The sequence below is a fragment of the Sphingomonas sp. Leaf28 genome, assembly GCF_001421685.1.
GTDB classification, from domain to species: Bacteria; Pseudomonadota; Alphaproteobacteria; order Sphingomonadales; family Sphingomonadaceae; genus Sphingomonas; species Sphingomonas aurantiaca.
Genome location: NZ_LMKX01000001.1, coordinates 902,722 through 917,728, shown reverse-complemented (window position 1 = coordinate 917,728; position 15,007 = coordinate 902,722). Strand labels below are relative to the sequence as shown.

General features: G+C 67.3%; 12 protein-coding genes. 8 read left to right on the top strand and 4 right to left on the bottom strand.

The window, feature by feature from the left end:
* The first annotated feature begins 23 nt into the window (after positions 1–23).
* From ASE79_RS04270 to ASE79_RS04260, 3 genes are read left to right on the top strand one after another with little or no spacing between them, the layout of a single operon-like run.
* Positions 24–1,322 (top strand): Hsp70 family protein, encoded by a 1,299-nt coding sequence (locus ASE79_RS04270; protein ID WP_056412105.1) that lies wholly within the window; start codon positions 24–26, stop codon positions 1,320–1,322.
* Positions 1,322–1,984 (top strand): hypothetical protein, encoded by a 663-nt coding sequence (locus ASE79_RS04265; RefSeq protein ID WP_056413375.1) that lies wholly within the window; start codon positions 1,322–1,324, stop codon positions 1,982–1,984. Before ASE79_RS04270 ends, ASE79_RS04265 begins: the two co-directional genes overlap by 1 nt.
* A 17-nt stretch (positions 1,985–2,001) precedes the next feature.
* On the top strand, positions 2,002–3,036 hold the full coding sequence (locus ASE79_RS04260; RefSeq protein WP_200910305.1) for an AbrB family transcriptional regulator: 1,035 nt from the start codon (positions 2,002–2,004) through the stop codon (positions 3,034–3,036).
* 95 nt (positions 3,037–3,131) lie between these two features.
* Here the strand turns inward: ASE79_RS04260 and ASE79_RS04255 are convergent, their stop codons facing one another.
* Both ASE79_RS04255 and ASE79_RS04250 read right to left on the bottom strand, forming a co-directional pair.
* Positions 3,132–4,484 carry a sigma-54-dependent transcriptional regulator gene (locus tag ASE79_RS04255; protein ID WP_056412103.1) on the bottom strand — a complete coding sequence of 451 codons (1,353 nt, stop codon included), beginning with the start codon at positions 4,482–4,484 and terminating at the stop codon, positions 3,132–3,134.
* Positions 4,481–6,280, bottom strand: a complete 1,800-nt coding sequence (locus tag ASE79_RS04250) for a sensor histidine kinase (RefSeq protein ID WP_056412101.1) — start codon at positions 6,278–6,280, stop codon at positions 4,481–4,483. Before ASE79_RS04250 ends, ASE79_RS04255 begins: the two co-directional genes overlap by 4 nt.
* Positions 6,281–6,486: 206 nt before the next feature.
* Here ASE79_RS04250 and ASE79_RS04245 point away from each other — a divergent pair, with 206 nt between their 5' ends.
* The 4 genes from ASE79_RS04245 to ASE79_RS04230 all read left to right on the top strand — a co-directional run bounded on the left by ASE79_RS04245 (position 6,487) and on the right by ASE79_RS04230 (position 11,922).
* On the top strand, positions 6,487–7,830 hold the full coding sequence (locus ASE79_RS04245; RefSeq protein WP_268796147.1) for a dicarboxylate/amino acid:cation symporter: 1,344 nt from the start codon (positions 6,487–6,489) through the stop codon (positions 7,828–7,830).
* A 60-nt stretch (positions 7,831–7,890) separates the two neighbouring features.
* Complete coding sequence (locus ASE79_RS04240) at positions 7,891–9,414, top strand: alginate export family protein (RefSeq protein ID WP_416354503.1); 1,524 nt, start codon at positions 7,891–7,893, stop codon at positions 9,412–9,414.
* A 227-nt stretch (positions 9,415–9,641) separates the two neighbouring features.
* Positions 9,642–10,838: an acyl-CoA dehydrogenase family protein gene (locus ASE79_RS04235; RefSeq protein WP_056413367.1), complete on the top strand. Its 1,197-nt coding sequence runs from the start codon at positions 9,642–9,644 to the stop codon at positions 10,836–10,838.
* A gap of 4 nt (positions 10,839–10,842) precedes the next feature.
* Complete coding sequence (locus tag ASE79_RS04230; protein ID WP_056412096.1) at positions 10,843–11,922, top strand: acyl-CoA dehydrogenase family protein; 1,080 nt, start codon at positions 10,843–10,845, stop codon at positions 11,920–11,922.
* A gap of 150 nt (positions 11,923–12,072) precedes the next feature.
* Here the strand turns inward: ASE79_RS04230 and ASE79_RS04225 are convergent, their stop codons facing one another.
* The gene (locus ASE79_RS04225) at positions 12,073–12,390 is read right to left on the bottom strand and encodes a hypothetical protein (RefSeq protein ID WP_056412093.1); all 318 of its coding nucleotides are present in this window, start codon (positions 12,388–12,390) and stop codon (positions 12,073–12,075) included.
* A 51-nt stretch (positions 12,391–12,441) separates the two neighbouring features.
* Positions 12,442–13,371: a LysR family transcriptional regulator gene (locus tag ASE79_RS04220; protein WP_056412090.1), complete on the bottom strand. Its 930-nt coding sequence runs from the start codon at positions 13,369–13,371 to the stop codon at positions 12,442–12,444.
* 106 nt (positions 13,372–13,477) lie between these two features.
* Here ASE79_RS04220 and ASE79_RS04215 point away from each other — a divergent pair, with 106 nt between their 5' ends.
* Positions 13,478–15,004: a CoA-acylating methylmalonate-semialdehyde dehydrogenase gene (locus ASE79_RS04215; RefSeq protein WP_056412087.1), complete on the top strand. Its 1,527-nt coding sequence runs from the start codon at positions 13,478–13,480 to the stop codon at positions 15,002–15,004.
* Positions 15,005–15,007: the final 3 nt, after the last annotated feature.

The window sequence follows — 15,007 nt, the reverse complement described above, 5'->3', positions numbered from 1 at the left end:
CGCGTTCATTAAAGGACGACGCGATGCAGACGGACGCTGGCGGCCCCGCCTTGGGGCTGGATTTCGGCACGACCAACAGCGTCGTGGCGCTGGGGACGGCGGGGGGCACGCCCGAGCTGGTAACCTTCGCCGCGCCCGCGGAGACGAGCCCGGTGTTCCGCTCGGCGCTCTGCTTCTGGCAGGACGAGAGCGGCAAGGGGCTCGCGTCGGATGCGGGGCCATGGGCGATCGCCGAATATATGGAATACCCGCTCGACAGCCGGTTCATCCAGTCGTTCAAGTCGGTCGCGGCGATGAAGACGTTCGAGCAGGCCTCGGTCTTCGACAAGCGCTATCGCTTCGAGGAGATGGGGCAGCTGTTCCTCGAAAAGCTGATTTCGCATGCGGGCGGCAAGCTCGACACGCGGCCGCACCGGATCGTCGTCGGTCGGCCGGTCGAATATGCGGGCGCGCGGCCCGACGAGGCGCTCGCACGGACGCGGTATGACGCGATGTTCAAGGGCTTCGGCGCGGAGATCCATTATGTCTACGAACCGCTTGGCGCCGCCTACAGCTACGCGACGCGGCTGACCGAGCCGGCGACGATCCTGGTCGCCGATTTCGGCGGCGGCACGAGCGACTTTTCGGTGGTGCGCGTGGCCGAGCCGGGCGCGGCGCGGCGGTGTACGCCGCTGGGGCATGCGGGCGTCGGGATTGCGGGCGACCGGTTCGATTACCGGATCCTCGACCGGCTGGTGCTGCCGATGCTTGGCAAGGGCGGCGCGTACAAGTCGTTCGGCAAGGAGCTGGAGATCCCGCGCGCCTATTTCGCCGATTTCGCGGACTGGTCCAGGTTAGCGCTGATGCGCAACCGCAAGACGATGACCGAGCTGGAGCGGTTGCAGAAGACCGCGGTCGATCCGGACGCGATCGGGCGGATGATCGCGGTAATCGAGAACGAGCTGGGCTATCCGTTGTATGATGCGGTGGGGTCGCTCAAGCGCGCGCTGTCGAGCGGTGAGGATGCGCATTTCCACTTTGCGGGGGCGGGGCTGGAGATCGAGGCGGACGTGACTCGCGCGCAGTTCGAGGGCTGGATCGCCGACGACGTCGTGCGGATCGAGGCGGCGGTCGACCGGGCGCTCGAGGTCGCCAACGTCGTCGGCGGCGATATCGACCGCGTGTTCCTGACCGGCGGCTCGTCGCTGATCCCGCGCATCCGCCGGATCTTCGTCGAGCGGTTCGGCGAGGCGGCGATCATGAGCGGGGGCGAACTGACCTCGATCGCGCACGGGCTCGCGCTGATCGGCGAGCAGGACGATATCGCGGCGTGGTCGGCCTGATGGTACCGCGCGTTCTTCTCGGGACGGCGCAGGTGCCGGGGGGCGGCGAGTTGCGGCTGCTCCAGCGCGGCGCGGAGTTCTCGATCATGCTCGGCGCGAACGAGCTGATGAACAGTCGGCTGAGCGGCTCGGAAGAGGCGCTGGCGGAGCAGGCGTGCGACCGGATCGGTGCGCGGCCGGGCGTGCGGATGCTGATTGGGGGGCTCGGCATGGGGTTCACGTTACGCGCCGCGCTCGCGCGACTGGGGCCTGATGCCGAGGTGGCGGTGGCGGAGATCGTGCCGGCGGTGGTCGAATGGGCGCGCGGGCCAATGGCAGCATTCCACGGCGACAGCCTGAGAGACCCGCGAACCCGGATCTTCGAGGGCGACGTGGCGGCGGCGATCGCGGAAGGGGCGTGGGATGCGATCCTGCTCGATGTCGACAATGGTCCCGACGGGATTTCCCGGCCCGGTAACGATCGGCTGTACGGCGCGGCAGGGCTGGCGCGTGCGCGCGCGGCGCTGCGACCCGGCGGGGTGCTGGCGGTGTGGTCGTCTGCGCCGAGCAAGCCGTTCGCCAAACGGCTCGACGAGGCCGGTTTCGCGGTCGACGAGGTTATCGCGCGCGCCACGCGCAAGGGTGGCGCACGGCACGTGATCTGGTTCGCGACCAAGTCTTGATCGGGCGCTGGGCCGTCTTGATCGCACTGTCGGCGGTGGTTGCGGGCGTGCTCGAACTCGTCGGGCTGCCCGCGGGACTGTTGCTCGGGCCGATGATCGCGGCGGTGGTGCTCGCGGTGCGCGGCTGGTCGCTGAGCGTGCCCACCTCGGCGTTTCGGGCTGCGCAGGCGGCGGTGGGGACGCTGATCGCGGGGTCGATCACGACGGGGATCGTCGCGACGGTGGCGGACCACTGGCCGGTGTTCCTGATGGTCAACGGCGTCACGCTCGCGGCGAGCAGCGTGCTCGGCTATCTGCTGAGCCGGTGGCAGGTGTTGCCGGGCACCGTCGCGGTGTGGGGATCGACGCCGGGGGCTGCGAGCGCGATGGTGCTGATGGCGCAGGCATACGGCGCGGATTCGCGGCTGGTCGCGGTGATGACCTACACGCGCGTCGTGAGCGTCGCGGTGGTCGCGTCGGTGCTGGCGGCGGTGATGGTCGGCGGCGGGAGCGGGCATCACGTCGCCGCGACGTGGTTCGCGGCGGTCGATCCGATCGCCGTGCTGCGGACGATCGCGATCGCTGGGGTCGGCGCAGGGGTGGGCGTCGCGTTGAAGCTGCCGGCGGGGGCGCTGCTCGGCTCGCTAGTCGCGGGGGCAGCGTTGAACGTCACCGGGATCGCGACGCCGGTGTTGCCACAGTGGCTGCTCGCGATCAGCTATGCGGTGGTCGGGTGGCGGATCGGGCTGTCGTTCACGCGCGATACCTTGCGCGTGGCGGGCAAGGCGATGCCGAGGATCCTGCTGTCGGTGGCGCTGCTGATCGCGTTCTGCGGCGGGATCGCGGCGGCGCTGACTCGCTGGTGGGGGATCGATCCGGTCACCGCCTATCTCGCGACGAGCCCGGGCGGGATGGATTCGGTCGCGATCATCGCCGCGTCGAGCCCGGTGGATGTGCCGTTCGTGATGGCGTTGCAGGTGTTGCGATTTCTGGGGGTGTTGCTGATCGGGCCGCCGCTCGCGCGGTTCGTGGCGACGCGGCAGGGCGGGGTGCCGCCGGTTATTCCGACCTGACACTCCGCCGTGGCCCCATACTGCCGTCATCCTGACGAAAGTCAGGATCCAGAGCCATAATCGGCGTCGTCTGGAACTCTGGATCCTGACTTTCGTCAGGATGACGGCGGTGTTTTGGTCGGGCGATAGGCTTCGACGTCGATGTCGTGGCGCTTGAGCTTGTCGTAGAAGGTTTTCCGCGGGATGCCGAGCGCGGCGAGCGCGGAGCGGACGTCGCCGCTGACCTGTTGCAGCGTGGCGCGGATCGTCGCTTCCTCGAACTTGTCGACGCGCGCGGGGAGGGGGATGTCGCTGTCTTCGTCGACCGCGTCTTCGGCTTCGACGCGGAGCACGAGGCGCTTGGCGAGGTTGTCGAGTTCGCGGACGTTGCCGGGCCAGTCGTGCTGGCCGAGATAGGCGAGCGTCGCGGTATCGATGGTCGGCACGTCGCGGCCGAACCGTTCCGCCGCCTGGTGGAGCAGGTGGCCGAACAGCAACGGCACGTCGTCGCGACGCTCGCGCAGCGGCGGGATGCGAAGCCGCACCGCGTCGAGCCGGAACAGCAGGTCGGCGCGGAAGCGGCCGTCCTCGACCGCCTGGTCGAGCCCGGGCTTGGCCGCCGCGATCACGCGAAGGTCGAGCGCGCGCGGCAGGTCGCCGCCGACCGGCATCACCTCGCGCTCCTCGAGCACCCGCAGCAGCTTCGCCTGGAACGCCGGCAGCGTGCTCTCGATCTCGTCGAGGAACAGCGTGCCGCGGTTCGACGCCTCGATCCGGCCGGTGCGGGGCAGGCGCGAGTCGCCGTCATGGCCGAACAGCTCGATCTCCGCGACCGCCTCGGGCAGCGCGGCGCAGTTGACCGCGACGAATGGGCGCGAGCGGCGGTTGCTCCAGCGGTGGAGGAGGACGGCGACGAGCTCCTTGCCGGTGCCCGTCTCGCCCTCGACCAGCACGTCGATATCGGCCTGCGCGATCTGGCGCATGGTTTCGCGGAGGCGGACCATCACCGGGGTTTCGCCGATCAGCGGTTCCGCGCCGATGGTCTCCTCGGCGGCGGCGCGCAGGCGGCGATTGTCGAGGACGAGGCGGCGCATCTCGAGCGCACGCCTGGCGCCCGCGATCAGGTGATCGGTCGCGAACGGCTTCGGGATGAAGTCGAACGCGCCGTTCTTGAGCGCGGCGACCGCCATCGCGACGTCGCCGTGGCCGGTCATCAGCAGCACCGGAATCTCGTGGTCGATCGCGGCAATCCGGCGGAACAGTTCCAGCCCGTCCATCTTCGGCATGCGGATGTCGGACACCACCGCGCCGTCGAACCCGGCATGAACGCGGGCCAGCGCGACGGTCGGATCGCGCTCGGCAATCACCGCGATTCCAGCGAGTTCGAACGATTGTTCGAGCGCGCCGCGCAGGACGTCGTCGTCGTCGACCAGGAGAACGCTTTGCTCGAACTGGGGCTGCTCGGTCATGCTTTTACCAGGATCATGCGGAAGATCGCACCTTCGGGGGCTGGGACGAGGTCGAGCGTGCCGCCGAACTCGGTCATGATGTCGCGCGCAATGCCGAGGCCGAGCCCGAGGCCGTCCTTCTTGCTCGTCGCGAACGGGGTGAAGAGATGGTCGGCGATATCGCGCGCGATGCCGGGGCCGTTGTCGGCGACGGTCAGCACGACGTCGCGGCCTTTCCGGCCGACCGTGACGCTGACACGCGCGTCGCGCCGGTCGGCGACCGCGTCGAGCGCGTTCTGGAGGAGGTTGACGAGGACCTGCTCCAGCCGGACACGGCCGGCGATCACGGTCAGCCGCGCCTCGGGACCGGTGGGGAGGTCGAGCGTCACGCCCTTCGCGCGGAAGCGGTCGCCGATCAGCAGGCGGACGCCGTCGACCGCCTCGTCGAGCGCAACCGGGCCGATCGACCCTGCGCCGCGTCGTGCGTAGCGGCGCAGGCCGGCGGTGATCGTGCCGATCCGGCTGGTGAGATCGACGATCGACTGGAGGTTCGTGGCCGCACGCGCGGGTTCGCCGCGCGCGAGGAACGCGGCGGCATTGTCGGCAAAGGTGCGGATCGCGGCGACCGGCTGGTTGATCTCGTGCGCGACGCTGGCGGTGATCGTGCCGATCGAGCCGACGCGGTTGGCGTGCGCCAGCTCCTCGCGTGCCTGGCGAAAGCGCTGGTCGGACGCCTCGCGCTGCTCGACCTCGATCTGGAGGCGGTCGGCGGTGGCGCGCAGCTCTGCGGTGCGCCTTGCGACCTCGGCCTCAAGTTCGGCGCGCGCGCCCGCGTTGCGCTTGCGGCGGGCCTGAAGCCACCATGCGGCAACGATCACCGCGATCGTCAGCAGCGCCGCGATCGCGGTCGCCCAGCGCGTGCGTGCGGCGGCGGTGCGCAACGCGGCGTCGAGCGGCTCCATATGCACCAGCCGCCAGCCTGCGATCGGCACCGGGAGCGAGACTGCGATCGCCGGCGATCCGTTGGGCAGCCGCGACACCCCCTCGTGCCATACGCCGCCGCGCAGCGTCAGCGGTGCCGGGTCGAGCGGCGACGTGCCGAACTGGCGCGTCGCGACCAGTGCCGCGCGGCGCGCTGGGGACAGCGTGCGCGTGGTCCGGAATTCGAGCTTCGGATCGCTCGAGATCAGGATGATGCCATCGGGATCGGTGACGAAGGTCGCCATCATGTCCTGGATCCACGCGCGCGCGATCTTGCCGAACTCGACCTTCACCACGACCACGCCGAGCGGTCGGCCCGCGCGGTCGATACGCCGCGACAGATACAGGCCGGGCCGCCCGCTGACGCTGCCGAGCGCGAAGAACTCGGTCGCGCCCGACGCCATCGCCTTGGTGAAATAGTCGCGATAGCGATAATCATGGCCGAGGAAGCTGTCCGCACGTGCGGCGTTCGAGGCGGCGATCGTCATGCCCTGCGTATCGAGCGCGTAGATCACCGGGGCGCCGGTCCGCTCCGCCAGCATCGCCAGCTTCACATTGAGCGCCGGATCGATCGTGCCCGAGGCGAGTGCGGCACGGACGTCGGGATATTCGCCGAGCATGACGGGCAACAGCCGATAGGTTTGCAGCTCCGCCTCGAGCAGGCGGAGGTTGCTGCGGGTCTGCTGGACCGCGCGCATCCGCACCGTCGCGGTCGCGTCCTCGACCGCGCGCGGACCATAAATCGAGGCGACTCCTGCGACGACCATGCCGAGCGCGGCGAACGCCAGCAGCACCGCCAGCGCGGTGATGAAAAGGGGGGATCTGAGCCGCGCCATTTGTGCGGATTATCACACACCAACGCGTCCTGCTACTGCTGAAAAGCGGCATTTTTCACACATCTGAAAGGTGGGTATGTCGAAAACTCTCGGAAAACCAACGTTTTATATGGAGTCAGACTCGGTCTTGTAGTCCGCGGTTCGGCCGGGCATTACCATCGCCATAACGTCCCGTGACAGCGGACGAAGGTTTTCAGGAGGCGATGTTGACCCTACCATCCCAGACATATGGCGTCGCGGAAACGCCGGCGCGCAAGCGCTGGAGCGGCCAGCTCTATATCCAGGTGCTGATCGCGATCGCGCTGGGTGCGGCCCTCGGGCACTTCTATCCGACGTACGGCGCGGCGCTCAAGCCGCTCGGCGACGCGTTCATCAAGCTGGTGAAGATGATCATCGCCCCGGTGATCTTCCTGACGCTCGTCACGGGGATCGCGGGCATGAAGGAACTCGGCTCGGTCGGCCGCGTCGCGGGCAAGGCGTTCGCCTATTTCCTGTTCTTCTCGACGCTCGCGCTGATCGTCGGTCTGATCGTCGCCAACGTCGTCCAGCCGGGCGCGGGGATGAACATCGACGCCGCCTCGCTCGATACCAAGGGCATCGCCGATTACACCGTGAAGGCGCATGAGACGACGATCACCGGGTTCCTGATGAGCATCATCCCGGACACGATGGTCAGCGCGTTCACGGAAGGGAACATCCTCCAGATCCTGCTCGTCGCGATCCTGTTCGGCATTTCGCTGAGCCTGGTCGGTGAGCCTGCCAAGCCGGTGCTCAACTTCCTCGAGCGCCTCAGCCTGATCGTCTTCAAGCTGGTCGGTATCCTGATGCGCGCAGCCCCGCTCGGCGCATTCGGCGCGATCGCGTTCACGATCGGCAAATACGGGATCGGCAGCCTCGCCAATCTCGGCGCGCTGGTCGCGACCTTCTATCTGACCGCGGCGCTGTTCGTGGTGGTCGTCCTCGGCACCGTCGCGCGCCTGACGGGCTTCTCGATCTTCAAGCTGATCAAGTATCTGAAGGCCGAGCTGCTGCTGGTGCTCGGCACCTCGTCGTCGGAAGCCGCATTGCCGAACCTGATCCAGAAGATGGAGGCCGCGGGCTGCGAGAAGTCTGTCGTCGGGCTGGTCGTGCCGACCGGCTATTCGTTCAACCTCGACGGTACCAACATCTACATGACGCTGGCGGCGCTGTTCATCGCGCAGGCGACCAACACGCATCTGACGCTCGGGCAGGAATTGCTGCTGCTGGTCGTCGCGATGATCTCGTCGAAGGGTGCGGCGGGCGTGACGGGTGCGGGCTTCATCACGCTGGCCGCGACGCTGTCGATCGTGCCGACCGTGCCGATCGCAGGGATGGCGCTGATCCTCGGCGTCGACCGCTTCATGAGCGAGTGCCGCAGCCTCACCAACTTCATCGGCAACGCGGTCGCAACGATCGTCGTCGCCCGCTGGGAAGGCGCGCTCGACCGCGACAAGCTCGACGCGGCGCTGTCGGGCAAGCTGCCCGAGTTCGTGCCTGCGACGATCCCGCCTGCCGCCACCGCCCATTGACGCGTACGGGGCCGGTTCGTCCGGTCCCACGTCCTGTACCGGATATTCACTATGACCTCGATGATGATGCGCCGCACGGCGTATGCAGCCGGCCTGACCGCGGCCGCGCTTTCGATGCTTGCTGCCTCGACCACTGCGACCGCCCAGGCGGCGCCGGCGAACCCGACCGGGCTGCTGGCGAAGGAATCGGCCAACAGTGCCGCAGCGTCGCCGATCGCCGAAAGCTACCCCGACGCCGCGATCGGCGACGGCGTGACGGCGGGTGGCTACAACCAGTCGCGCTGGGCGGAAGACTGGTCGAAGCTGCGCGACCCCAAGAAGCGCAAGGACATCGTCGACCAGCTGAAGTTCATCTCGCTCGCGGGCGATGGCGACGTGTATCTGACGCTGTCGGGCGAGGCGCGGCTGCGCGTCAACCAGACGACCAACCCCAATCTGCGTGATGCCGAAGCGCAGCGGCAGGACATTCTTCGCCTCTTCGGCGGCGCCGACCTGCATGTCGGCAAGCATGTGCGGTTCTACGGCGAGCTGGCCCACGGCACGCTCGAGGGTGAGAATCTGGGGACCGCGCTGCCGAACCTGCGCAACAAGCTGGCGGTGCAGCAGGCGTTCGTCGATCTGACGGGCACGGTCGCCGATGTCGATGTCGGGGTCCGCTATGGTCGCCAGACCTTCGCCGATGGTCCGAACCTGATGGTCGTGCCGCGCGACAACAACACGCTCTATTTCGGGTTCAACGGCTTCCGCGCCTGGGCGCGCGCGGCGGGCGTCCGCGCCGACGTGTTCGATTTCAAGCCGACGGCCTATGGCAATGGCGGGACGCAGGACGACAATGCGGAGAGCGCGCGGCGCTTCTCGGGTATCTCGACGGGAATCGTCGTGCCCGAGACGCTGTTCGGCGGGTCGAAGCTGTACGTCGATCCCTTCCTCTGGCGGCTCCGCAACCGGACGGCGGTATGGGGCACCGACACCGCGCGCGAAGTCCGCAACTTCTACGGCCTGCACGTCTGGGGCGATGCGGGTCCGGTCAATCTCGACTGGACGATCAACTATCAGGGCGGGTCGTACGACAACCGCTCGATCAAGGCGTGGCTGGTGCTGCTCGCGCAGACGTACCAGCTGGGCAAGGGCAAGACCGCGCCGCGCATCGGCTTCCACGCCGATTATGCCAGCGGCGGCGGCGCGTACGGCAAGGGCACGCTGCGCAACTCGCTCGCGCCGTTCGGCAACAACATCTATTACAGCTATCAGCTGTTCGCGACGCCGACCAACCTGATCGCGCTCGCGCCGAACGTCACCTTCAGCGCGTTCAAGAAGCTGCGCGTGACGGCGGAATATCAATTGTCGTGGCGCGACACGACGACCGACGCGGTATACCGCGCCAACGGCACTGCCTTTGCCGGGACGCAGAATTTCGGCGGGCGCAAGATCGCCGATACGATCCGGTTCCAGGCGACCTATCCGATCACCTCGCGACTGTCGCTGCTCGGGCGGTACGAGCATCTGATCGCCGGCCCTGCGCTGACGAATGCGGGGTACAAGAACTCCGATTTCATGGCCGGCTGGATCAGCTACCGGTTCTGATCTCCCCCACGCCGTCATCCTGACGAACGTCAGGACCCAGGGTAACAGCTGCTAACGCTTCTGGCTCTGGGTCCTGACTTTCGTCAGGATGACGCGGGGCGGCGGCGATACCGTCCGGATTAACCTGCGACACATTGCGTCAAGATCCGTACGATTTAGACCATACCGGTCCTTCAATTCCGTGATCGACTGTGGCACATGGACTCCAACATCAGGAGCACATGGCCATGGATCTCAGCTTCACGCCCGAGGAAGAATCGTTCCGCGACGAAGTCCGCAGCTTCTTCCGCGACAAACTCCCCGCCCGCCTCTCGACGCTGGTCCGCGAAGGCAAACGCCTGCGCAAGGCGGACATGGAGGAATGGCACGCGATCCTGAACGAACGCGGCTGGCTGGCGAACCATTGGCCCGAGCAATGGGGCGGCCCAGGCTGGAGCGTGATCCAGCGCTTCATCTTCGACAATGAATCGGCGCTCGCGCACGCCCCCCGCGTCGTTCCGTTCGGCGTGAACATGCTCGGGCCGGTGCTGATCAAATACGGCTCGGAAGAGCAGAAGAAGCAGTGGCTGCCGCGCATCCTCGACGGCTCCGACTGGTGGTGCCAGGGCTATTCCGAGCCGGGCGCGGGCTCCGATCTCGCGGGGCTCAAGACCACCGCGGTTCGGAACGGCGACGTCTATGTCGTCAACGGCCAGAAGACCTGGACGACGCTCGGCCAGCATGCCGACATGATCTTCTGCCTCGTCCGCACCGATGCGACCACCAAGAAGCAGGAGGGAATCTCGTTCCTCCTTATCGACATGAAGTCGCCCGGCATCGAAGTCCGCCCGATCACGCTGATCGACGGCGAGCAGGAGGTGAACGAGGTGTTCTTCACCGATGTCGAGGTGCCCGTCGCCAACCTCGTCGGCGAGGAAAACCAGGGCTGGACCTACGCCAAATATCTGCTGACCTATGAGCGCACCAACATCGCGGGCGTCGGCTTCTCGATCGCGTCGTTCGAGCGGTTGAAGGAGGTCGCGCAGATGCAGAAGAAGGGCGGGCGGGCGCTCGCCGACGATCCGCTGTTCGCGGCACGGATGGCGCGCGTCGAGATCGATCTCGCCAATATGCAGACGACCAATTTGCGCGTGCTGGCCGCGGTCGCGGGCGGCGGCGCGCCGGGTGCGGAAAGCTCGATGCTCAAGATCAAGGGCACCGAGATCCGCCAGGAGATCACCGCGCTGACCAGGCGGGCCTATGGCTCCTACGCCGCGCCCTACATACCCGAAGCTTTGGAAGCCGGGTGGAACGGCGAGGATGTCGGGCCGGAGGACGCGGCGATGGCGGCGCCCAGCTATTTCAACAATCGGAAACTGTCGATCTTCGGCGGATCGAACGAGATCCAGAAGAACATCATCTCCAAAGCCATTCTGGGTCTCTGAGCACATGAACTTCGACCACACCGACGACCGCCGCATGCTCGCCGATACGCTCGTCCGCGCGCTGCGCGACGGCTATCCGATCGATACGCGCAACGCCGGGGCGTATAGCGACGCTGGGTACGACCCGGCGGTTTGGCAGCAGTTGACCGAACTCGGCATCGTCTCGGCGCTGTTCGACGAGGCGGCAGGCGGCTTCGGCGGCAGCGGGTTCGACATCATGGTGGTGTTCGAGGCGCTTGGCCGCGCGCTGGTGGTCGAGCCGTTTCTGGGTGCGCTGATGGCGGGGCGCGCGCTGGCGGCGGGCGGCGGGCATGACGAAGCGCTCGCCGGAATCGTGTCCGGCGAGACGATCGCCGCGTTCGCGCAAGAGGATGGCGCGACGCCGGTGACCGCGACGAAGACCGGCGACGGCTGGACGCTCAGCGGGACCAAAGCGGTCGTGGCGCAGGCTGGTGCGGCGTCGGTGTTCGTCGTGGTGGTCGAACAGGACGAACCGCTGGTGTTCCTCGTGCCCGCGGATACCGCCGGGGTGTCGGTCCGCAGCTACAGCGTCGTCGAAGGCGGCGGCGCTGGCGACGTGACGTTCGATGGTGTGACGCTCGGCGCGGACGCACGCATCGGGGGCGAAGGGCATGGGCAGCGAATCGTCGACGCAGCGGTCGGCGCAGGGCTGCTCGCGCTGTCGGCCGAGGCGGTCGGCGCGATGGAGTTCGTCAAGGAGGCGACGCTCGGCTATCTGCGCGACCGCAAGCAGTTCGGCGTGCCGATCGGCAAGTTCCAGGCGCTCCAGCACCGGATGGCGACGGTGCTGCTCGAGATCGAGCAGGCACAGTCCGCGGTGATCAACGCCGCCTCGGCGTTCGACGGCGACGATGCGAAGGCGCGCGCACGGGCGCTGGCGGCGGCGAAGTACACGATCGGGCGGACCGGCGCGCTGGTCGCGGAGGAGTCGATCCAGCTGCACGGCGGGATCGGCATGACGTGGGAATATGCGGTGTCGCACTACGCCAAGCGGCTGGTAATGATCGACCACCAGCTCGGCGACGAAGACTATCACCTGCAACGGTATATCGCGCTGGGGTGAGGGCCCGTCATTTGCGTTCCGTTATCGCCTGCTCGTCACCCTGACGAAAGTCAGGGCCCAGGGTTACGGGCGTCGTCCTTCGTGGCTCTGGGTCCTGACTTTCGTCAGGATGACGGTGGGGGGATAACGTTGGGGGGATGGAGGCGCGGCTTACCGCCCGCGCTTGCCGATCATCGGCCGCAGTCGCACGCCAAGGCAGATCACCGTCGGCCAGAGCAACGTGTTGAGGATATCGAGCGACGTATCCTCCCACCGCCACGACCCGAACGTCATCCGGTCCATGATCTCGTTGAACGCCTCGCCCGCGACGACCACCCACCACGGAATGAACGAGCCGAACGATCGCCGCGTGACCAACCGTGCGAGCATCAGCAGTGCCATGCCGGCATGGATGTGCAGGATCGTATCGGGCAGCCCGGTGCCGTCGCCGATCCAGTCGATCATCTTGTGGTAGAAAGTCGGGGTCACGCTGCTACTCCGGACGAACGGAATTCCGCCGCGAAGCGCGCTATACGGGGCTCACTCGGTCGCGGCAATCTGCGCACCGGCATCGACAGGCGTCGTGCCCAGCATCAGCGGCTTCAGATCGCCGATGGTCGCGTCCAGCCACGCGATAAACCGGTCGATCCGCGCGATCCGGCGGACGTCGCGGTGGACGACCAGCCAGAACGAGCGCTGGATATCGACCGCCTCGGGCAGCACGCGCACCAGCCCCGGTACGCCGTCGCCGATGAAGCACGGGAGTATCCCGCACCCGGCCCCCGCCGCGATCAGCTCGGCCTGCGCGACGATGCTTGAACTGCGAATCGACGCGTCCAGCCGCCCGTCGATCTCCGCCAAATAGCGGAGCTCGGGCGCGTAGATCATGTCGGGGACATAGCCGATCAGCCGGTGTCGCATCAGGTCCGCGGTCGTCGCGATCGGGCCGCTCCGCGCGAGGTGATCGGGGTGCGCGTAGAGACCGAGATGATAATCGGTGAGTTTGCGCGCCACCAGCGGCCCGCTTTTCGGGCGGGCGAGCATGACCGCGATATCCGCCTCGCGCCGCGACGGGTTGAGGAAGCCTGTCGAGGCGATCAGGTCGATCGCGATCCGGGGATGCTGGTTGGTGAACGCGGCGAGCCGGGGCGCGAGGATGCGGCTGCCGAACCCTTCGGAGACGCTCAGTCGAATCGGTCCCGCGAGCACGCCCGCATCGGTGCCGACGACTTCCTGGATGCCGAGCGCGGACGCTTCCATCGTCTCGGCATGTTCGAGGAGCGCCGCGCCACGTTCGGTCAGCGCGTACCCGGCGACGGTTTGTTCGAAGAGCGTCGTCTGGAGCCGGCGCTCGAGCCGTTGCAGGCGGCGCGAGACCGTCGTCGCGTCCTGCCCGAGCAGTTTTGCGGCTGGGCCGAGCCGGTGCGCGCGCGCCAGGGCGAGGAAATACCGGACGTCGTCCCAATCCATGAACGCCTCACCTCAAGCTGCACATTTGCAGAGCGAATCTGCAAACAGCCCCACTTGGCTGCGAAACGCTTATGGCGGACGATGCACGCAACAAGAAGAGGATGCCATGCGGACGATCGAGAATTTCACGAGCGGTGCAGCTAGCAAGGCCGAGCGCTTCGGCGACGTGTTCGACCCCAATTCGGGCGAAGTTCATGCGCGCGTACGCCTGTCTGGTGCGGCCGATCTGGATGTGGCGGTCGCCGCCGCGCAGAAGGCGCAGCCGGCCTGGGCCGCGACCAACCCACAGCGCCGCGCGCGCGTGATGTTCGAGTTCAAGCGGCTCGTCGAAGCGAACATGGACGAGCTGGCGCGCATGCTCTCGTCCGAGCACGGCAAGGTGATCGCGGATTCGCGAGGCGATATCCAGCGCGGGCTCGAGGTGATCGAGTTCTGCTGCGGCATCCCGCACATCCTCAAGGGTGAGTATACGCAAGGCGCGGGGCCGGGGATTGACGTCTATTCGATGCGCCAACCGCTCGGCATCGGCGCAGGGATCACGCCGTTCAACTTCCCGGCGATGATTCCGCTCTGGATGTCAGGCGTCGCGATCGCGACGGGCAACGCGTTCATCCTCAAGCCGTCCGAGCGCGATCCGTCGGTGCCGGTGCGGCTGGGCGAATTGTTCGTCGAGGCGGGGCTGCCCGAAGGCATCTTCCAGGTCGTGCACGGCGACAAGGAAATGGTCGACGCGATCCTCGATCATCCGGCGATCAGCGCGGTCAGCTTCGTCGGCTCGTCCGACATCGCGCATTACGTCTACCGCCGCGGCGTCGAGGCGGGCAAGCGCGTCCAGGCGATGGGCGGGGCGAAGAACCACGGTATCGTGATGCCCGACGCGGATCTCGACCAGGTCGTCGCCGACCTGTCGGGCGCGGCCTTCGGCTCGGCGGGCGAGCGGTGCATGGCGCTGCCGGTGGTCGTGCCGGTCGGCGAGAAGACCGCGATCGCGCTGCGCGAAAAGCTGATCCCGGCGATCGCGGCTTTGCGGGTGGGAGTCTCGACCGACAACGATGCGCATTACGGCCCCGTGGTGAATGCGGCGCATCGCACCCGGATCGAGAACTGGATCCAGACCGGCGTCGACGAGGGTGCGGAGCTCGTCGTCGACGGGCGCGGGTTCGCGCTCCAGGGGCATGAGAAAGGCTTCTTCATCGGCCCGTCGCTGTTCGATCACGTCACCACCGAGATGTCGGCGTACAAGGAGGAGATCTTTGGGCCGGTGTTGCAGATCGTCCGCGCTGCCGATTTCGAGGAGGCGGTGCGGCTGCCGAGCGAGCATCAATATGGCAACGGCGTCGCGATCTTCACGCGCAACGGCCACGCCGCGCGCGAGTTCGCGGCGCGGGTGAATGTCGGGATGGTTGGGATCAACGTGCCGATCCCGGTGCCGGTGGCGTATCACACGTTTGGCGGGTGGAAGCGCAGCGCGTTCGGCGACACGAACCAGCACGGCATGGAAGGCGTGAAGTTCTGGACCAAGGTCAAGACGATCACGCAGCGCTGGCCTGACGGCTCCGCGCTGCCGGCGATGGCGGAAGATGGCGGCCCGGCGCGGAACAACGACGCGTTCGTCATTCCGACGATGGGGTGATTG

Coding starts and splice junctions, on each gene's coding strand:
- ASE79_RS04270 (WP_056412105.1), top strand. CDS start 24: ATGCAGACGGACGCTGGCGGCCCCGCCTTGGGGCTGGATTTCGGCACG.
- ASE79_RS04265 (WP_056413375.1), top strand. CDS start 1,322: ATGGTACCGCGCGTTCTTCTCGGGACGGCGCAGGTGCCGGGGGGCGGC.
- ASE79_RS04255 (WP_056412103.1), bottom strand. CDS start 4,484: ATGACCGAGCAGCCCCAGTTCGAGCAAAGCGTTCTCCTGGTCGACGAC.
- ASE79_RS04250 (WP_056412101.1), bottom strand. CDS start 6,280: ATGGCGCGGCTCAGATCCCCCCTTTTCATCACCGCGCTGGCGGTGCTG.
- ASE79_RS04240 (WP_416354503.1), top strand. CDS start 7,891: ATGATGATGCGCCGCACGGCGTATGCAGCCGGCCTGACCGCGGCCGCG.
- ASE79_RS04235 (WP_056413367.1), top strand. CDS start 9,642: ATGGATCTCAGCTTCACGCCCGAGGAAGAATCGTTCCGCGACGAAGTC.
- ASE79_RS04230 (WP_056412096.1), top strand. CDS start 10,843: ATGAACTTCGACCACACCGACGACCGCCGCATGCTCGCCGATACGCTC.
- ASE79_RS04220 (WP_056412090.1), bottom strand. CDS start 13,371: ATGGATTGGGACGACGTCCGGTATTTCCTCGCCCTGGCGCGCGCGCAC.
- ASE79_RS04215 (WP_056412087.1), top strand. CDS start 13,478: ATGCGGACGATCGAGAATTTCACGAGCGGTGCAGCTAGCAAGGCCGAG.